This window comes from Mucilaginibacter angelicae, from assembly GCF_042434235.1.
Taxonomy (GTDB): domain Bacteria; phylum Bacteroidota; class Bacteroidia; order Sphingobacteriales; family Sphingobacteriaceae; genus Mucilaginibacter; species Mucilaginibacter angelicae.
In genome coordinates, this window is record NZ_JBHLTS010000075.1 from 205,664 (window position 1) to 223,342 (window position 17,679).

19 protein-coding genes are annotated in these 17,679 nt (G+C 42.6%); 10 read left to right on the forward strand and 9 right to left on the reverse strand.

Features of this window, described 5'->3' with window-relative positions; genetic code table 11:
* Window positions 1-164 precede the first annotated feature (164 nt).
* Window positions 165-287 carry a hypothetical protein gene (locus ACFFGT_RS26120; protein ID WP_377025456.1) on the forward strand — a complete coding sequence of 41 codons (123 nt, stop codon included), beginning with the start codon at window positions 165-167 and terminating at the stop codon, window positions 285-287.
* A gap of 162 nt (window positions 288-449) precedes the next feature.
* Here ACFFGT_RS26120 and ACFFGT_RS26125 read toward each other — a convergent pair whose 3' ends face one another.
* From ACFFGT_RS26125 to ACFFGT_RS26140, 4 genes are all read right to left on the reverse strand, one after another.
* Complete coding sequence (locus tag ACFFGT_RS26125; protein WP_377025457.1) at window positions 450-1,838, reverse strand: sulfatase family protein; 1,389 nt, start codon at window positions 1,836-1,838, stop codon at window positions 450-452.
* 113 nt (window positions 1,839-1,951) lie between these two features.
* The gene (locus ACFFGT_RS26130; RefSeq protein ID WP_377025458.1) at window positions 1,952-2,770 is read right to left on the reverse strand and encodes an SDR family oxidoreductase; all 819 of its coding nucleotides are present in this window, start codon (window positions 2,768-2,770) and stop codon (window positions 1,952-1,954) included.
* 84 nt (window positions 2,771-2,854) lie between these two features.
* Window positions 2,855-3,772, reverse strand: a complete 918-nt coding sequence (locus ACFFGT_RS26135) for an AraC family transcriptional regulator (protein WP_377025459.1) — start codon at window positions 3,770-3,772, stop codon at window positions 2,855-2,857.
* A 76-nt stretch (window positions 3,773-3,848) separates the two neighbouring features.
* Window positions 3,849-4,208, reverse strand: a complete 360-nt coding sequence (locus ACFFGT_RS26140) for a winged helix-turn-helix transcriptional regulator (RefSeq protein ID WP_377025460.1) — start codon at window positions 4,206-4,208, stop codon at window positions 3,849-3,851.
* A gap of 76 nt (window positions 4,209-4,284) precedes the next feature.
* Here ACFFGT_RS26140 and ACFFGT_RS26145 point away from each other — a divergent pair, with 76 nt between their 5' ends.
* From ACFFGT_RS26145 to ACFFGT_RS26155, 3 genes are all read left to right on the forward strand, one after another.
* Complete coding sequence (locus tag ACFFGT_RS26145; RefSeq protein ID WP_377025461.1) at window positions 4,285-5,100, forward strand: SDR family oxidoreductase; 816 nt, start codon at window positions 4,285-4,287, stop codon at window positions 5,098-5,100.
* 190 nt (window positions 5,101-5,290) lie between these two features.
* Window positions 5,291-6,175, forward strand: a complete 885-nt coding sequence (locus tag ACFFGT_RS26150; protein WP_377025462.1) for an oxidoreductase — start codon at window positions 5,291-5,293, stop codon at window positions 6,173-6,175.
* A 117-nt stretch (window positions 6,176-6,292) separates the two neighbouring features.
* On the forward strand, window positions 6,293-7,093 hold the full coding sequence (locus tag ACFFGT_RS26155; protein ID WP_377025463.1) for a helix-turn-helix domain-containing protein: 801 nt from the start codon (window positions 6,293-6,295) through the stop codon (window positions 7,091-7,093).
* Window positions 7,094-7,289: 196 nt separating this feature from the next.
* Here ACFFGT_RS26155 and ychF read toward each other — a convergent pair whose 3' ends face one another.
* Window positions 7,290-8,393: a redox-regulated ATPase YchF gene (gene ychF, locus ACFFGT_RS26160; RefSeq protein WP_377025464.1), complete on the reverse strand. Its 1,104-nt coding sequence runs from the start codon at window positions 8,391-8,393 to the stop codon at window positions 7,290-7,292.
* Between the two features lie 217 nt (window positions 8,394-8,610).
* On the opposite strand from ychF, the gene mgtE reads away from it, so the two are divergent.
* Both mgtE and ACFFGT_RS26170 read left to right on the forward strand, forming a co-directional pair.
* Complete coding sequence (gene mgtE, locus ACFFGT_RS26165; protein ID WP_377025465.1) at window positions 8,611-9,981, forward strand: magnesium transporter; 1,371 nt, start codon at window positions 8,611-8,613, stop codon at window positions 9,979-9,981.
* A gap of 92 nt (window positions 9,982-10,073) precedes the next feature.
* Complete coding sequence (locus tag ACFFGT_RS26170; protein ID WP_377025466.1) at window positions 10,074-10,568, forward strand: DUF5362 family protein; 495 nt, start codon at window positions 10,074-10,076, stop codon at window positions 10,566-10,568.
* 90 nt (window positions 10,569-10,658) lie between these two features.
* Here ACFFGT_RS26170 and ACFFGT_RS26175 read toward each other — a convergent pair whose 3' ends face one another.
* From ACFFGT_RS26175 to ACFFGT_RS26190, 4 genes are all read right to left on the reverse strand, one after another.
* Entirely contained in the window at window positions 10,659-10,991 is a 333-nt protein-coding gene (locus ACFFGT_RS26175) for a DUF3276 family protein (RefSeq protein WP_090528014.1), read from the reverse strand.
* Window positions 10,992-11,400: 409 nt separating this feature from the next.
* Entirely contained in the window at window positions 11,401-13,188 is a 1,788-nt protein-coding gene (locus tag ACFFGT_RS26180; protein WP_377025467.1) for an ABC transporter ATP-binding protein, read from the reverse strand.
* 354 nt (window positions 13,189-13,542) lie between these two features.
* Entirely contained in the window at window positions 13,543-14,004 is a 462-nt protein-coding gene (locus tag ACFFGT_RS26185) for an RES family NAD+ phosphorylase (RefSeq protein ID WP_377025468.1), read from the reverse strand.
* On the reverse strand, window positions 14,001-14,498 hold the full coding sequence (locus tag ACFFGT_RS26190; RefSeq protein ID WP_377025469.1) for an Xre family toxin-antitoxin system antitoxin: 498 nt from the start codon (window positions 14,496-14,498) through the stop codon (window positions 14,001-14,003). Before ACFFGT_RS26190 ends, ACFFGT_RS26185 begins: the two co-directional genes overlap by 4 nt.
* A 205-nt stretch (window positions 14,499-14,703) precedes the next feature.
* Here ACFFGT_RS26190 and ACFFGT_RS26195 point away from each other — a divergent pair, with 205 nt between their 5' ends.
* Genes ACFFGT_RS26195 through yajC form a run of 4 tightly spaced genes read left to right on the forward strand, consistent with a single transcriptional unit; the run spans window position 14,704 to window position 17,586 of the window.
* On the forward strand, window positions 14,704-15,789 hold the full coding sequence (locus tag ACFFGT_RS26195; RefSeq protein WP_377025470.1) for a Glu/Leu/Phe/Val family dehydrogenase: 1,086 nt from the start codon (window positions 14,704-14,706) through the stop codon (window positions 15,787-15,789).
* A gap of 57 nt (window positions 15,790-15,846) precedes the next feature.
* Entirely contained in the window at window positions 15,847-16,794 is a 948-nt protein-coding gene (gene nusB / locus ACFFGT_RS26200; RefSeq protein WP_377025471.1) for a transcription antitermination factor NusB, read from the forward strand.
* A gap of 8 nt (window positions 16,795-16,802) precedes the next feature.
* Window positions 16,803-17,246: a DUF1573 domain-containing protein gene (locus ACFFGT_RS26205; RefSeq protein ID WP_377025472.1), complete on the forward strand. Its 444-nt coding sequence runs from the start codon at window positions 16,803-16,805 to the stop codon at window positions 17,244-17,246.
* Between the two features lie 13 nt (window positions 17,247-17,259).
* Window positions 17,260-17,586: a preprotein translocase subunit YajC gene (gene yajC, locus ACFFGT_RS26210; RefSeq protein ID WP_377025473.1), complete on the forward strand. Its 327-nt coding sequence runs from the start codon at window positions 17,260-17,262 to the stop codon at window positions 17,584-17,586.
* The last annotated feature ends 93 nt before the right edge of the window (window positions 17,587-17,679 follow it).

Genomic DNA, 17,679 nt, shown 5'->3' on the forward strand with positions numbered 1-17,679 from the left:
ATGTACAACAAAAAAAGTGTCAAACTACCGGCAGCCGAAATCAAATATTTTGCAAAAAGAAGCATCCGTTAAGCTACAATCTTCTCCAGCTCTTAACATGGAGCAGCGGCATCAAAAGAAAACTTAATCAATTACGATAGCTGAAGCTAAACCGGAGATGCTGCATGGTTAAAGCCGCCAATGACCTGATCAAATACATACAGCAACACAAAGGCGCAAGCTTTAAACGCAAGGATGAGATTGCTAAGATGGCTTTGGAGGATAATACGACGATAAGGGAAAGTTAATATTTTTTCGGGAAGAATATTAACCATGTCATTGCGAGCGCAGCGCGGCAATCGCAGGGAAGCAGGGCCGCTCTGTATAGCATGCGATTGCCACGTCGCGCCGAAGCTCATGCCCGTTTCGCTCCTCACAATGACATAATTTTATTGAGTATTCAATTTTTCCTAATTCTCCTTCATTCCCGGATACTGGTCAAAAAGAGCTTTTAGTTTTTGGGCCATTTCAGGATATTCTTTGATCACATTGGTGCGCTCGCTGGGGTCATAGGCCAGGTTAAACAGTTCCGTTTGAGCAGGCAATGGCGAACCTGAAACTCCCCCAACATTGTTATTAGCTTTTACCTCGCGGTATTTCCAATCGCCAAGGCGAACGGCTTCGCAAACGCTGTTATTGTAATAATAGATAGGCCGGTGTTCAGGATGTTTAGGTGCCTGACCTGTCAACACATCAGCTATCGACTGCCCATCCAGTGTGCGATCTTTAGGCAGTGGGGCTCCTGTCCATTTTGCAAGGGTAGGCAACACATCAAGGTTGCTCATCATACTGGTAATGCTTGCGCCAACCGGGGTATGGCCCTTCCAGTAAACAATGAACGGCTCACGAACACCGCCCTCGTACGATAGCCCTTTGCTGCCACGGAAAACTCCGGCCGTACCGGCATCCCAGTGTTTGGTTGCATTATCGCCCAGCATCCGGTCTGGAAAATCTATCCAGGGGCCGTTATCGCTCGAAAACATGAAGATCGTATTATCGGCCAGGCCTTGTTTTTCAAGTTCTTTCCAAACTTCGCCAAGGCTTTCATCCAATTGTTCAACCACATCACCCAAATGGCCGCCATCGCTGCGGTTTTTATTTTTTACTGATGATGCAAAAGCTACCGGCAAATGCGGCATATTATGGGCGAGATACAGGAAGAAGGGTTTATCGCTCTTTTTTTGTTCTTTGATATAACGGATGGCTTCACGTTGATATAATTCAATCAACGAGGAATCTGCCGGTTTTAAAATCTCCGGTTTATGGTTGCGGAATACCTTGATGGTAGTATCCGTTTTTACATAGGGCGACCGATAATCATGGCTGTATAGCAAACCATAATATGAATCAAAGCCCTGTGCCATCGGGTGGTTATAAGGCGCATGATCTCCAAGATGCCATTTACCAATCATGGCGGTTTTATAGCCAATTTGTTTCAGCATTTCTGCAATGGTAACCTCCTGGTCGGGGATACCAAGTGATGATCCCGGCCCGATTGGATAAGGCAGGTTCATTCTTGAAGCATAACGCCCGGTAAGCAAGGAAGCCCTTGACGGCGTACAGGTTGGACTGCTTACCACATAATTGGTAGCCCTTACCCCTCTTTGCGCCATCTTATCCAAAAACGGCGTACGGATCACCGGGTTGCCATAACAGCTCAGGTCGGAATATCCCATATCATCGGCCAGTACAAAAATGATATTAGGCAATTGCTTTTTTTGTGCCGATGACTGATTGCATATAAATATAAAAGCTAACAGGAAAAAGCTTTTAAAGATCTGTTTGGTTAGATGTTTCATTGCCCGGTGAAAATAGGTTTTTATAGCAGATGGCTGCTAAAGATAACTTAACTTTTACAATAGGCGATCATGAAACAAAAAAGCCGGCTTTTCAGCCGGCTCTGTACATCTGATCAATCTATAAAAAATCCGCGCATACGGTCAATATAATCCTGGTCGTTACTTACATTTCTGCCTTCAAGATAAAATTCGGCATCCTTACCTATTACATACCTCAAGCGCCCGGTGTTGTCTGTGGCCGCCTGGTAAATGGTTTCGGCAACATCAGCAGCCGATGATTTGGGGAGATGCTCTGTGGCTTTGCGGTAGCGTGGGATTACGTTGCCCATCAGTTCGGCGTAAACAGGGATATTGTTGGGGATAAACACGGCCGATGTGGTAGCGAAATTAGTAGGGATGCTGCCCGGTTCAATAATGCGCACCTTTACATTAATGGCAGCCATTTCATAAGCAAGCGCTTCCGAAAAACCTTCGACTGCAAATTTGGTGGCATTGTACAATGTGCCGCCCGGAATTGTTACCCGTCCGCCCATTGATGATACATTAATGATGGTTCCTGATAGCCGTTCCCTGAAATGCCGCAACACAGCGCGGGTAACATTCATTAGCCCAAAAACATTTACATCAAATTGTTTTTGTACCTGTTCGGCACCCGAGTTTTCAAACATGCCTATCAAGCCGAACCCGGCATTATTCACCAACACATCAATGCTGCCAAAACGCTGTAAACCGGTGTTCACTGCTTGGGTAATGGAACTTCCATCTTCCACATCAAGGCGGGTTACCAATATATTTCCCAGTTGGTTAAGTTCGGTTTCCTTTTCGGGCGAACGCATGGTGGCTATAACGTTCCAATTTTTTGCAGCAAACAACTTTGCTGTTTCGCGGCCCAGTCCTGATGATGTGCCGGTTATCAATATTGTTTTGTTCATGATCTTTAATGATTTATTATACCACAAAGATCATCAGCCAAATGCCCCTGTTTTATACAGGTATCAACGGCACTTATATGAAAATCAACTATCCTGCTGCCTGCGGAAAGCAGCAGGCGTAATACCGGCATATTTTTTAAAAAAGCTGCTAAAATTAGGCTGATCGGCAAAGCCAAGGGCATAGCCTATATCCTGCAAAGTCCAGTCGGTTTGCAGCAGCAGGGCCTTTCCCTCATCAAGGATGCGGCTTTTAATGTGCGCGCTTACATTTTGACCTGTATACTTTTTAAGTAAAGTATTAAGATAGTTTGGGGTGATGGCTATGCTTTCGGCAAATTCTTTAGCTGTTTTTAAGCGCATTGGCTGTACGTAGTTAACATCTGTCGCCTCTTTTTCCAGCAGATTAAAAAACTGGTGGATATGCCTGTAATCGTCCGCTAACCTGCCCGGATCTGCGTAGGGCATCATCTTTGCAGCGGCTATCATTATCAATTGCAGGTAGGCCTGCATCGCATCTTCAGCAAAAGCCTCGCCCGGCTTATCTTCCTCCTGCATTTTAAGAAACAGGGCTGCCAGGCTTTCAGCGGCGTTATCATCAACTTTAATCACACCTTTACCTGTGGTAAAAAGTCCATATTTATCCATAACAGCTTTGAGGTTAGGATGACTATCGGCAAACTTGCGTTTAAATAAACAGTAGTGCGCTTCTGATCCGTGGGCAAAGCCCTGCCATGAAATAATATCCGCAGGTGGTATAAAAAGTAAAGTGGGGCCGTCTACCTGGTAAATGTTCATGCCCATGGTAAACATACCTTTGGCGCCGGTAACCAGCATTACCTTATAATAATCGCGCCGGTTGGGCGATATGTGGCCGGTTGTTTCTGCACGCTGCTGTGTAAACGCTTTTATCAACCAGTTTTTGTAGTATTCCCTGACAACAGGCGTGGGCATACGCACATCTGTTAGTAAGGCTATCTTTTTATCCCGGGCAATATTTGTCATGCGGTGTAAAAATTGAATGTCTGCAACAATATACTTATATCAGAAGCAACGGCATTTATATTAAAATCAACAATTACTATTTATCGGCGTTGCGGAGCATCTCGCGGTGTTCCTTTCCCCATTTTATCATTTCTAAAATGATACCGCCAAAACTCCTGCAATATTCTGTGGACTCATACTCAATTAAAACAGGTGTTGTTGGGGTTACTGTACGCTTTACAAGCTTATTCATTTCCATTGTTTTTAGCTCGCGCGATAGCATCCGCGTGGTAATGCCCGGAATGCTGCGCTCAATTTCCCTGAAACGCCGGTTGCCATTACAAATTGAATTGATAATGGGCAACGTCCATTTGCCGCCTATAACATACATGGTGTCTTGCAGGGCCTGCCGCTCGTCGGCATGATTGCGTGGGTCGGATATTACGGGTGCTTCCATACTGGTATACTCTGTGTAACTGGTTACAAAATTATACCAATTCTGTTATAATTTTGCATCATCAAAATAAAATACCATGTCAAAAACAATTTTTATAACCGGAACCAGCAGCGGACTGGGCAAATTAACCGCCAAACATTTTGCACAACAAGGCTGGAATGTAGCAGCAACCATGCGTTCGCCCGAAAAAGAAACCGAACTTACACAATACCCTAATATTAAAATATTTAAGCTGGATGTAACTAACCTTCAACAGGTAAAAACCGCTACCGAACAAGCGATATCTGCTTTCGGAAAAATTGATGTTGTGGTAAACAATGCTGGCATGGGCACCTACGGAGCATTGGAACTTGCCAAAGAGGCAGATATCGACTGGCAGTTTGCGGTAAACACCCACGGGCCAATTAATATTATCCGTGCGTTCCTGCCCCATTTCAGGCATAACGGCGGTGGTCTGTTTATCAATATCAGCTCGTTTATGGGCGTAACTACGGCTGCTCCTCTCGGGTCATTATATAACATGTCCAAGTTTGCGTTAGAGGGTTTAACCGAAGGCCTTTACTATGAGCTTAAACCTTTAAATATTGAACTAAGGTTAATTGAACAGGGTGGCTCTACAGATAATAATTTTGTTGACAGTGTAGTTTGGAACGAAAACCCGGAGATCACCGCATACGATGAACTTACCGCCAAGCTCAAGCATTTGTTTAATACGGCCGATGACAGCCACAAAGATAATCCTGCGGTTATCGTAAACGCCATTTATGACCTGGCAACCGGCAAAAGCAGTAAATTCCGTACGGTAATAGGTAATATGGGCAACATGCTGATGACCATGCGCAGCACTATGCCTATTGAGGAATACATGGAAAAAATGGCGAGTATGTTTTGAACCTTGATTGATAGAAATGAACCATGATGATAGGATTAAAGGATTTCCTGATGCTTTATTGCAATTATCAGGAAATCCTCTAATCAAACAAATCAAGGTTGACCTTTCTAACAAAGCAACTTGAGCTTTTTAACAAAACGCTGGAGCTATATCCACCCTACCTTTGTCTTATCAAAAACAAAATAAGACAATGAAAAAAGTATGGTTTATAACAGGCAGCGCCCGCGGATTAGGTCGCAGCCTTACAGAAGCAGTTTTAGCAGCCGGTGATAACGTTGCTGCTACAGCACGTAACCCCGAACAATTAAAAGATCTGGCAGATCAATATCCCGGCCAGGTTTATCCTATAAAATTAGATGTTACCGATTACCCGGCAGTACACAAAGCCGTTGCCGATACGGTAGCCCATTTTGGTAAAATTGATGTATTGGTAAATAATGCCGGTTTCGGAATTATCGGTGCCACCGAAGCATTTACAGACGAACAGGTACGCAGTCAGCTTGAAACCAATTTATATGCCCCCATCGAAATCACCCGCGCGGTATTGCCTTACATGCGCAAACAGCGTTCGGGCCGTATTTTACAGATCAGCTCGGTAGGCGGCCGCATAGGTAATGCTGGTTTAAGTATGTACCAGGCTGCCAAATTTGGCCTTAGCGGCTTTACCGAAGCATTAGCCAAAGAAGTGAAACCACTTGGCATATTGGTTACCAGCGTTGAGCCGGGAGGCTTCCGTACCGATTGGGCAGGCGATTCGATGAGCTATGCACCAAAGATTAAAGGCTATGAACAAACTGTTGATGCACGTGCTGATTATATGTCGAGCGGCAAATTCGTTCCGGTTGGCGATCCTGAAAAAGCAGCTAAGGTAATGATCGACCTGGTTGAACACCCCGAGCCACCTGTGCACCTTGTATTAGGTAGTGAAGCCGCAGCCTTACTGAAACTGGCAGATGAAGCCCGCAAAGCTGAGTATGAAAAATGGTTACCGGTTACCACTTCAACTGATCATGATGAGGCAGGCGATTTTTTGAATACCGAATATGGCAAAGCTTTAACCAGCGGTAAAAAATAATATATCTCCGGTCGTGGGGACACGCCCTCCGGAAATAGCTGGGGATAGGAAATTTATCAGACTTACGAAGTTTTTGAAACTTCGTAAGTCTTGCTGTTATTATTAAATTTGATCAACATGCCAAACCAAAAAACATCGCCGCGCATACTTTACTCCTGTTATTCGCAGGTGAGCCGGGCGGGTGAGCAATTCATTGCCGACCATGTATTCGGCTACATCCTCTCGGGCGATTCGGAGCTTTATGTTAACGGCAAAAATTACTATTTTAAAGAAGGTGATTACCGTTTCCTGAAAAGGAACGAACTGGCCAAATTTGTAAAGCACCCACCCGCTGGCGGCGAATTTAAAACCATCACCATTGGCATGGATCAGGCCACGCTGCAAAGCATGAGCGCCGAACTTGACCTGCATGCCGATCATCCATACACCGGCGAGAGCGCGCTTTTCCTGAAACCCAATGAGCTTTTCAGCAATTACATCAGGTCATTAAGCCCGTATATGGATAAAACCGGCGATGAGATTAATCCTGCCCTTACCCTGCATAAGGTAAAGGAGGCTATTATGATATTGCTTGAAACCAATCCCCAATTAAAAAATATCCTGTTTGATTTCAGCGAGCCCGGCAAAATAGACCTGGAGGCCTTCATGAGTCAAAACTACAAGTTCAATGTCGATCTTAACCGTTTCGCCTATCTCACAGGTCGCAGTCTGGCTACTTTTAAGCGCGATTTTGAACGCATCTTTAATACATCACCCAACCGTTGGATCCAGCATCAGCGATTAAAGGATGCATACTTTCTGATCAAGGAAAAAGGCCACAGGGTATCAGATGTTTATATGGATGTGGGCTTTAAAGATCTCTCCCATTTTTCATTCGCCTTTAAAAAAGCTTATGGGGTAGCGCCGTCGGCGGTGTAACGGGGGAAGAGGAGCAAGAAATCAAGAAGCAGGAAACAAGAGGGGAAAGAGGCAAGACAGCCAGAGCCAAGAGCCAGGACATAAAAAAGCCAGGAAAAAGATCTGGGATTTGATCCCATCTTTTCCTGGCTCCTACAACTTTTAGTCTTAACCTACTCGTCTTGTATCTTGGCTCTTCCTGTCCTGACTCTTTCCTTTAAACGTTAAACCTGAAGTGCATAATGTCACCATCCTGCACAATGTAGGTTTTGCCTTCGACGCCAAGCTTGCCGTTTTCTTTTATAGTAGCTTCAACGCCATTGAATTTTACAAAATCTTCGTATTTAATTACTTCGGCACGGATAAAGCCTTTTTCAAAATCGGTGTGGATAACACCTGCCGCCTGTGGTGCGGTGAAACCCTGGGTAATAGTCCAGGCACGTACTTCCTGGACGCCGGCAGTAAAGTAGGTAGCCAGATTTAGTAACCTGTAGGCCGCTTTGATCAGCTTATTTACGCCTGATTCGGTTAAACCCAGGTCATCCAAAAACATCTGGCGCTCTTCATAGGTTTCCAGTTGTGAAATTTCAGATTCAATTTGTGCTGAGATGATCAGTACTTCGGCATTTTCATCCTTAACTGCAGCTTTCACTTTTTCAACGTAAGCGTTACCGTTATTTACCGAAGCTTCATCAACATTACAAACATATAATACCGGTTTGGCGGTAAGCAGCCAAAGATCGGCTACGTATTCTTTATCCTCTTCTTCAACGGCAGCAGTACGGGCCGATTTACCTTCAAGCAAGTGGTTTTTATAAATGGTTAAAACATCAAAGGTTTTTTTAGCCTCTTTATCACCACCGGTTTTGGCCATCTTTTCAACCTTCTGGATCTTTTTCTCAATTGATTCAAGATCTTTCAGCTGTAGCTCAGTATCAATGATCTCTTTATCACGAATAGGATCAACCGAACCATCAACGTGGATCACGTTATCATTATCAAAGCAGCGCAACACGTGTATAATAGCATTGGTAGCACGGATATTGGCCAAAAACTGGTTACCCAAGCCTTCGCCTTTGCTGGCGCCTTTAACAAGACCCGCAATATCAACTATCTCGATAGTGTTTGGCACGATGCTTTTAGGGTTAACTATTTCGGTAAGCTTTGTTAAGCGCTCATCCGGTACTGTAATTACACCCACATTTGGCTCAATAGTACAGAACGGAAAGTTAGCCGCCTGTGCCTTAGCGTTTGATAAGCAATTAAAAAGTGTCGATTTACCCACATTCGGCAAACCTACTATACCACATTGTAAACCCATTTTTATCTATTTAGTTAATTAAGTGAATGGTTGATTGGGTTGATTAAGTTTTGATTTTGATAAACTAATCAACCATTTAACCTAATAAACCACTCACTTTAAAAAGCGCAAAGATAACAGAAAATTTTGCCTTATAATTTGAAAAAATAAACGACTTTTGCGCTCGTTGAAAAACACCAAACGATATTGTAAAACGATGTAAAAAAGAGGGCTTTTTATGGAAGAAATGGTTGAGCAGGTAGAATTGTTACTGGAAAAACAAGACGACACCCAATTACAGGAATATTTGAACAACCTCAACATATCGGATGTTGAAGAACTGATTGGCGAACTTCCCGAACATGGCCCCAAATTCATAGAAATTATTTCGCTTAACCGCGCTGTACACGTATTCCGTATTCTTGACTTCCCGGTACAGGAACGGATCATCAAGAAACTTTCGGCCCAAAAACTCGAAGATCTTGTTAACGAACTGCCGCCAGATGACCGCACAGCGCTTTTCAGCGAGTTACATGGCGATGCCCGTCAAAAACTTCTTCAGAAGCTTTCACGTGAAAACCGCGACGAGGCTTTGAGACTTCTATTAAACGAAGAAGATAGCGTTGGGCGTTTAATGACCCCCGATTACATTGCCGTTAAACGTACATGGGATGTAAGCAGGGTACTCTCGCACATCCGTCGTTACGGTAAAAACTCAGAAACCATTGATGTTATTTATGTAATTGACGAACATGGCGTACTATTGGATGACATCCGGATTCGCGAGATCTTATTAGTAAAACCCGAAACCAAAGTGAGCGAACTGATGGATGGCCGCCTGATCTCGCTAAGCGCCGCCGATCCACAGGAAGAAGCCATCAACGTTTTCAGGATGAACAACCGCACCGCCCTGCCTGTGGTTGACGATGACAATGTATTACTTGGAATTGTTACCATCGATGATATCCTTTGGATAGCCAATGAAGAATACACCGAAGACATCCAGAAAATAGGTGGTACCGAAGCCCTGGATGAACCATATCTTGATATTAACCTTTTTAAACTGGTAAAGAAACGCGTTGGCTGGCTAATCATTCTATTTTTAGGTGAGATGCTTACCGCCACCGCCATGGGTTATTTTGGCGATGAGATCTCAAAAGTAGTGGTACTGGCTTATTTTATCCCCTTGATTATTTCAAGCGGGGGCAACAGCGGCTCGCAGGCTTCCACCCTCATCATCCAGGCCATGGCCCTCGGCGAGGTTACTGTTACCGATTGGTGGCGGGTAATGCGCCGTGAAATACTTTCGGGCTTAATGCTTGGCATTTGCTTAGGACTGATAGGCTTTTTACGCATAGCTGCATGGAGCATGTTCAGTAATATTTATGGCCCGCACTGGTTACTGGTAGGCTTAACAGTAGGCTCATCACTTATTGGGATAGTTTTATGGGGATCATTGGCAGGCTCTATGTTGCCATTGCTGTTGAAAAAACTTGGCGCCGACCCTGCTACTTCATCAGCTCCGTTTGTAGCTACTTTAGTTGACGTTACAGGCTTAATTATTTACTTTACCATAGCAGTGTTGTTTATGCGGGGCATCCTTTTGTAAAACAGGGTTTTGTATCAGGTATTCGCCTGATTTGAGTTGTTGGTTATAATATTTATCTTAGTGTTAAAATAATTAAAACCTTAACACTAAAAATGGAAACTACTGAAGAAATCAACAAATCCCCCCTTGCACCGGATAATAACCTCATTTTAACTCCGGAGGCTCAAAGCTATTTATTATCAGCCGGTAAGTGGGCCTCCTTTTTGGGGATCCTCGGCTTTATATTTTGTGGGTTATATTTATTGTTTGCACTTTCAATAGGCTCTATCATGACTAAAGTAGCCGAAATGCAGCCTTATAATCCGGCAGCTGCAGCTATGATAGGTATGGGGGGCGGGATAACCGTATTTTACGTTTTAACGGATGTGCTTTATTTTTTCTTTGCTTTATATCTATATCAGTTTGCAATAAAAATAAAAGCAGGTATTAACTTCAGCGATCCAACTCATGTTACTACCGGTTTAAGGAAACTAAATTCGTTTTTTAAACTATGGGGTATTGTTACCATAGTTGCCATAGCGCTTGGAGTTTTAGGACTTGTTTGTATAGTAGCATTTGCAGCAACTATAGGTAATGCAATGCATTAATAACACTATTAATAAACTTACGCAAAAAGCCCTGCCTCTTAATAAGGAGCAGGGCTTTAATTATTTTAGTTTAGTGTTGTTCTGTTTTTATTAGATCTCAAACGAAAAATCCTCGTCGGCAGATGCCCTGGCAATTTCAGGGTTTTCGCTGTATTCGTAGCGTTTTTCAACTACTTCCTGGTTTGATTTAATATAATCGATGGTATCTTTTAAACCTTCGGCAAATTTTTCGAAGTCTTCCTTATATAAAAAGATCTTGTGTTTTACAAACACCCCATCTTCCAAACGCTTTTTGCTCTCCGTAATAGTAACATAATAATCGTTTGAACGGGTTGCTTTTACATCAAAAAAATAGGTACGCTTCCCAGCTCTCACCTTCTTTGAATAAACCTCTTCACGCTCTCTATTGTCAAAATCTCCCATATATATTTACCTGTAATTAGTTTTGGTTGGCATAAATATAAATAAATTTTCAAAGTGCAAGTATTTTATTCGTTATTATTGAGTTTTTTGAAACAAAAGTGTCATTTTTTTGTGTTCGTGACCATTAAGGAATGAACTATAAAAAGGATGGGATTATGCGAATGCTTTCCTTACAGACTATTATTTAACGTGAAAAAAGCCCTGCACTGGCGCAAGTCTTGTGGGATTGACTGCGCGTGGCTGACTTGTGCTTCCACTTAACAGAAAGCACAAGTCAGCCACGCTTACGCCCAAGGCACAAGACTTGCGCTAAAAAGTGTTTTCTCCAAACGAACCAGGAAATCACAAGTCCGCCACCCGCTGGCCTTCGCTCAAGACTTGCGCTAAAAAAGTTTATAATCAATCGCTATCACGCGTCCTGCTCTTCTTCCAGCAGTTGTTTTTCGTAAAGCTCAAAGTAGGTACCTTTAAGCTGCATCAGGTATTCATGGTTACCCTGCTCAACTATTTCGCCGTTATCCATTACCAGGATCTTATCGGCATTTTTTATGGTGGAAATCCGGTGGGCTATAATGATACTGGTTTTATCCTGCATTACCCGGCCAAGGTTATTCAGGATCTCTTCTTCCGTGCGGGTATCAACTGCCGAAAGGCAATCGTCAAAAATTAAAACCTGCGGGTGTTTAAATATGGCACGTGCAATGGATACACGCTGTTTTTGGCCGCCCGATAAGGTAACTCCACGTTCGCCAATGAGGGTGCTGAAACCTTTTTCCAGTTCAATAATATTATTATAAACAGCAGCATCTTTAGCAGCCTGCTCAACAACTGGCAAATCAAGCACATCGGCACTAAAAGCAATGTTATTGGCTATGGTATCCGAAAACAGGAAAACCTCCTGCGGTACAAAACCTATCTGCGAACGATAGTTTTCAAGGCTAAGCGATTTTATCGACCGGTTATCAATCGTGATTTCCCCGCCGGTGGTATCATACATACGCATTACCAGGTTGGCAATGGTTGATTTACCCGAACCTGTACGACCTATAATAGCCAGCATCTGCCCGGGCTCAACAGTAAAAGAAACATTTTTTAACGCCTGGATGCCGGTATCGGGATAAATGAACGATACATCATCAAACCTGATCAATCCCTCAACATGATGCTTATCCGCAACCGGCGAAATGATCTCAGGTTTTTCGTGCAAAAATTCGTTGATACGCTTTTGCGAAGCGGCGGCGCGCTGCACCAGCGAGGTTACCCAACCCAATGAAATTACCGGGAACGACAGCATATTGAGGTAAACAATAAATTCGGCAATGTTGCCTGAGGTAATGTTACCTTTTATAACTTCCACACCGCCAACATACATGGTTATCACATTGCTCAGGCCCACCAGCAATAGCATGATAGGGAAAAACATGGCCTGCACTTTAGCCAGCTCCATGGAGTGTACTTTATAGTCTTCGCTTTCCTTTGCAAAATTTTCGCGCACAAAGCTTTCACGTACGTATGACTTGATCACCCTGATGCCCGAAAAGTTTTCCTGCACAAAGCTGGATAAACCCGAAAGGCGCTCCTGGATCTGCTCGCTGCGATGATTGATCACATTGTTTACATAGTAAATAACGCCTGCCAGAATAGGGAGCGGCAATACTGAAAAAATGGCCAGTTGCACGTTCACCGTAAGCATTGCATATATCACCATAACAAATAATACCACCGTATTAATGGAGTACATAATGCCCGGCCCAAGGTACATGCGCACACGGCTCACATCTTCAGTAACACGGTTCATGAGGTCGCCGGTATTGTGGCGGCGGTAAAAAGCAAGAGAAAGCTCCTGGTAGTGGGTATAGATCTCGTTCTTTAAATCATATTCAATGTGGCGCGACATGAGGATAATGGTTTGCCTCATGAAAAACAGGAACAAGCCCCGCAGTAACGCCAGCACCAATACCAGTGTACCAAACAGGAACAGGCTTGTACCAAAAATATCATAAATAAAGCTTTGCCTGTTGAAACCCGAAAAAAGCTGGTAGGCACCTATATTTTCGGTAACCAGGTCAAATGCTACGCGGATAACCTGTGCAGGCAGCACACCAAAAATATTGGATATAATTACAAACAACACACCCGGAATAAGCCGCCAGCGGTATTTGTAAAAGAATTTATTAAGATATGCGAGGTCTTTCATTTATTATAGTCCGGAAGTCGGGAAAGTCCGAAAGTCGGAAAGCCCTGACATAATAATCAAAAGTATTAAAATTTGAGGAGAGTGATTGAATGGAAAAGTCGGGTGGATGTAAGAATGTTACATTGATCCATCTGTTACAATCTTGTCGGTGTTCAATTTTAAAAGTATGAACACTTGCAGATTTTTCAAAAAATAAACACTATTGATAATCAACGAATTATAAATAATCCAAAGAATATTAAAACCCAGAATGAACACATATATACTAATAATCAATCAGTTATAAAATCATAAAAACAAAAGCTGAACACCCGTTTTTAAAAACTGAACACTGACAGGATCATGTCAGTATGATCAACTCTTTTTAATTAATCGTTTATCAAAAGTAAAAGGCTGCACATCACCAATTTTCAAAAGGGCAGCATCAGGGTGCATAGGGTTTATCAGTACATTTTTTGCCAAAGGGTCTATCACACTTGGGATATAAAGCAGCAATGCGCTTTTTGATGTAAGCCAGGCATTACCAATTCTGCTTAATATAGCCGGCGCAGGGTAATCATTCCAGCCGGCAGGTAATTGAGGTATATCCAATTCTTCGCTGGCGGTTGTATCCGGTATAATAATACTCATTATCATAAGGTCATTATGAATTTCTTCGGGTTGCAGGTGTACTAATACCTCCAGAATAGCTGTTGATGAATTGACGGATGAATATATAACCGGAATATGATCATGCCAGCGTGCGGAAGATAGCAGGCCGCCCCTGCCCGATAAATCATGTGCATATTTTTCCCTTGTAATACGGTAAAGGATCATGAATAAAAACCATATTCAATTTGCGATAGCAAATCATTAACCATCCTTAAACCTTCGCTTGTATCAAGTAGTTCTAAGGGTTGCTTATCGCCTAATGCCAGATTCGGACGCGTCAGCCACTTATCAACCGTTACACCGTCACCTAAAATATCAAGCCCGCGGGTGTAAATGCGTGTAAACTCATAAAGAAAGTTTGATTGCTCCGGCGACAGACGGTCATCCTGCCTATAGCGGTTAAGCTGCCTGGTACTGATATGAAGTATATTGGAAAGCTGCGCCCTGGAAACATTTGTTTTCTCTAAAATGCTATCGATAGCCAACCGCGGTATCCCATCCCTGATGCAATCAATTACATTACTATCCATATCACACTTCAGGTGGGTTTTAACATAATCTTCAGGAAAAAGAAAAGAAAAAACATACCATGCATCCGGAGCCCCAATCTTCAGATCGGCTATATTTAACTTCTTCGGATGATTAGCTACTCCTACCATAATGTCCACCAATATAAGGACAAATGTCTCAAAATCAAAATTTGTTTTTATAATCCAATTGTAATCATAAAGCTTTTAATATCGAACCAGGGGTTGCTGATACATATTTAATAGCTATTTCATACATACTGTAACTTAATATCTTTGCCAGTATTAAAAAAAACCTCTACTTTTGTGCGCTTAAAGACATTTACTTACAGTACTAATGCCTGAACAACATCCACCGGAATCCATATTTAGCCAGCTTGACGCTTTTGGGCATAAGAAAGTTGTTTTTTGCACAGATCCTGACACCAATCTGAAAGCTATTATTGCTATCCACAATACAACGCTGGGCCCTGCATTTGGCGGCGTACGTATGTGGGCTTATAAAACTGAAGGTGACGCCCTCAATGATGTATTACGTTTAGCCAAAAGCATGACCTATAAGGCCGCTATTGCCGGCCTTAACCTTGGCGGCGGTTATTCGGTGATCATAGGCGATTCGCGCCAGGACAAGAACGAAGCTTTACTGCGTAAGTTTGGCCGGTTCATCAAAAATCTTAACGGCGAATTTATTGCAGCCGAAGATGTTGGTACCAACCCGCGCGATATGGAGTACATTAAAATGGAAACCAACCATGTTACCGGTGCTCCGGAAAACATTGGCGGCAGCGGCGATCCTTCGCCAATAACTGCACTGGGTGTTTTGATGGGCATTAAGGCTTGTGTAAGGGAAATGTATGGCAGCGACAGCTTAACAGGGAAATCGGTTATTGTACAGGGCATTGGCCATGTGGGCGAAAACCTGGTACGCCTGTTAAGGGACGAAAACGTAAAAGTTTACGCCAGCGATATTAACGAGGAACGGGTGAGCCAGATCTCGAAAAAATATGGTGCGCAGCCGGTATCAAATAATAATATTTTTGATATCGATGCCGATATTTACGCTCCATGTGCTATGGGTGGTACCGTGAATACGCAAACTATCGCTAAATTAAAGTGCGGTATCATAGCAGGCTCGGCAAATAACCAGTTGCTTGATGAAAACGTGCACGGGCAAATGCTGCTTGATAAAGGCGTGCTTTTTGCTCCTGACTACGTGATCAACGCAGGCGGTATTATCACCGGTTATTCGGAGTTGATGAACTTTAATAAAAAGCGGACTTTACAGCTTACCGAAAACATTTACGAAGCCACGCGTAACGTGTTAAAGCTATCAAAGGCCGAAAATATTCCAACTATAAACGCGGCCAATAAAATAGCCGAAAAACGCATTGAGGATATCAGGAAAGTAAAATCATCGTATTAATACAATTAATTTTTATATAAACCGTTTGCTTAAGCAAACCAAATCGTTCTTACAAAAATGTTAAACAGAAGGCACCTCCGGGTAAAGGTATTACAGGCACTGTACGCGTATCATCAATCGGATACGAAAGACGTTAAGCTATTTGAAAAAAATATGCTGAACAGCATAGACCAGGTTTACGAAATGTACATCTGGATGCTGTCATTGATTAATGAAGTAGTAAGTTTTGCTGCTAATGACGCACAGGAACGCGCCAACAAACACCTCCCCACCGCCGAAGACTTAAATGCAAACCTTAAAATACTCACCAACAGGTTTATCCTGAGCCTGAATGATAATAAGGAATACATTACAGCCTGGAAAAAGTACAAAGTTGACTGGACCTTTGAGCCCGAACTTGCAAAATCACTTTTTATTATCCTTAAAAACTCGCCCGAGTATGCTGAGTATCTTGCCAAAACAGGCGATACCCTGCAAACAGACAAGGATATCATCAAATTCATTTTCAAAAAGGTTATTCTTAAATCATCACTGGCCGAGCAGGTTTTTGAAGACAGGTTTATTTTTTGGCCTGTTGATAAAGATGTGCTTCAGGCACTTATTGCCAAAACGTTCAAAAACTTTTCAAATGATGATTACAAGCTTAACCAGCTTGCCGAAATTACCGGTAACTGGGTTGAAGACCGTGAGTTTGTGGTAAACTTGTTTCAGCAAAGCATCAGGTATAATGACGCTTACCATGAGCTTATAGCCGCCAAAACCCAAAACTGGGAGCCGGAGCGTATTGCCATGATGGATACTTTGTTAATGAAAATGGCTATAACCGAGTTTATCAACTTTAATTCGATCCCGGTTAAGGTTACCATAAACGAGTACCTTGAAATATCAAAAGAGTTTAGCACGCCTAAGAGTAATTCATTTATAAACGGTATCTTGGACAAGATTTTAATAGAGCTTAAAGCCGAAAACAAGATCAAAAAAATAGGCCGTGGCTTGATAGAATAAATTAAAAAATGAAAAAACTATTTTTAAGCTTAGTAGCAGCGGGCATGTTATTATCGGCCTGCAACAGCAGTTCCGGCAATACGGCCGATAAAGCATCAACAACCAGTGCCGACAGCGCCGCAAAAGCAGCTAACGCACCGGTAGCTAAATTTGAAAAAGAAAGCCATGATTTTGGCAAAATTACCGAAGGCGATAAGGTATCATACGATTTCAAATTCACCAATACTGGTAAATCGCCATTAATTATAACCAGTGCCCGTGCTACCTGCGGCTGCACCACCCCTACCTGGCCAAAAGCACCTGTTAAACCCGGCGAAAGCGGTGTTATTGGTGTTACTTTTAACAGCGCAGGAAAAAGCGGCTTACAGGATAAACAAATAACCATTACTGCCAATACCCTGCCTGCTGAAACTATGGTGCATTTAATTGGCGAGGTTTTAAAAAAACAATAATTAATTTAAACAAATGATAGCTACTATTTTATTACAGGCCTCAGGCGGTTTCGGCAGCTACACTCAATTAGTACCTATGGTATTAATTATCGTAGTGTTTTATTTTTTCATGATCCGCCCGCAGGTTAAAAAACAAAAAGATCAAAAGAAATACGTTGAGGAATTGAAAAAAGGCGACAGGGTTATAACCACAGCCGGCATTCATGGCCGTATTATTGATTTAAACGAAACCACTTTTTTGGTTGAGGTTGAAAACGGCAAAATCCGTTTTGATAAATCGGCAATATCGCTTGAGTCTTCAAGAGCATTAAATACACCTGCGGTTGAAAAGAAAGCTTAGTTTATAAGCTCAAAGCATAAGGCTTAAGGCCGAAAGCTATAACATTGCTTTAAGCCCAAAGCGGAATGCTCAAAGCTTAAAGCAAAATATATT

What these genes read in the sequence shown, in the direction of transcription:
- ACFFGT_RS26120 (WP_377025456.1), top strand. Translation starts at nt 165, where the DNA reads ATGGTTAAAGCCGCCAATGACCTGATCAAATACATACAGCAACACAAA.
- ACFFGT_RS26125 (WP_377025457.1), bottom strand. Translation starts at nt 1,838, where the DNA reads ATGAAACATCTAACCAAACAGATCTTTAAAAGCTTTTTCCTGTTAGCT.
- ACFFGT_RS26130 (WP_377025458.1), bottom strand. Translation starts at nt 2,770, where the DNA reads ATGAACAAAACAATATTGATAACCGGCACATCATCAGGACTGGGCCGC.
- ACFFGT_RS26135 (WP_377025459.1), bottom strand. Translation starts at nt 3,772, where the DNA reads ATGACAAATATTGCCCGGGATAAAAAGATAGCCTTACTAACAGATGTG.
- ACFFGT_RS26140 (WP_377025460.1), bottom strand. Translation starts at nt 4,208, where the DNA reads ATGGAAGCACCCGTAATATCCGACCCACGCAATCATGCCGACGAGCGG.
- ACFFGT_RS26145 (WP_377025461.1), top strand. Translation starts at nt 4,285, where the DNA reads ATGTCAAAAACAATTTTTATAACCGGAACCAGCAGCGGACTGGGCAAA.
- ACFFGT_RS26150 (WP_377025462.1), top strand. Translation starts at nt 5,291, where the DNA reads ATGAAAAAAGTATGGTTTATAACAGGCAGCGCCCGCGGATTAGGTCGC.
- ACFFGT_RS26155 (WP_377025463.1), top strand. Translation starts at nt 6,293, where the DNA reads ATGCCAAACCAAAAAACATCGCCGCGCATACTTTACTCCTGTTATTCG.
- ychF (WP_377025464.1), bottom strand. Translation starts at nt 8,393, where the DNA reads ATGGGTTTACAATGTGGTATAGTAGGTTTGCCGAATGTGGGTAAATCG.
- mgtE (WP_377025465.1), top strand. Translation starts at nt 8,611, where the DNA reads ATGGAAGAAATGGTTGAGCAGGTAGAATTGTTACTGGAAAAACAAGAC.
- ACFFGT_RS26170 (WP_377025466.1), top strand. Translation starts at nt 10,074, where the DNA reads ATGGAAACTACTGAAGAAATCAACAAATCCCCCCTTGCACCGGATAAT.
- ACFFGT_RS26175 (WP_090528014.1), bottom strand. Translation starts at nt 10,991, where the DNA reads ATGGGAGATTTTGACAATAGAGAGCGTGAAGAGGTTTATTCAAAGAAG.
- ACFFGT_RS26180 (WP_377025467.1), bottom strand. Translation starts at nt 13,188, where the DNA reads ATGAAAGACCTCGCATATCTTAATAAATTCTTTTACAAATACCGCTGG.
- ACFFGT_RS26185 (WP_377025468.1), bottom strand. Translation starts at nt 14,004, where the DNA reads ATGATCCTTTACCGTATTACAAGGGAAAAATATGCACATGATTTATCG.
- ACFFGT_RS26190 (WP_377025469.1), bottom strand. Translation starts at nt 14,498, where the DNA reads ATGGTAGGAGTAGCTAATCATCCGAAGAAGTTAAATATAGCCGATCTG.
- ACFFGT_RS26195 (WP_377025470.1), top strand. Translation starts at nt 14,704, where the DNA reads ATGCCTGAACAACATCCACCGGAATCCATATTTAGCCAGCTTGACGCT.
- nusB (WP_377025471.1), top strand. Translation starts at nt 15,847, where the DNA reads ATGTTAAACAGAAGGCACCTCCGGGTAAAGGTATTACAGGCACTGTAC.
- ACFFGT_RS26205 (WP_377025472.1), top strand. Translation starts at nt 16,803, where the DNA reads ATGAAAAAACTATTTTTAAGCTTAGTAGCAGCGGGCATGTTATTATCG.
- yajC (WP_377025473.1), top strand. Translation starts at nt 17,260, where the DNA reads ATGATAGCTACTATTTTATTACAGGCCTCAGGCGGTTTCGGCAGCTAC.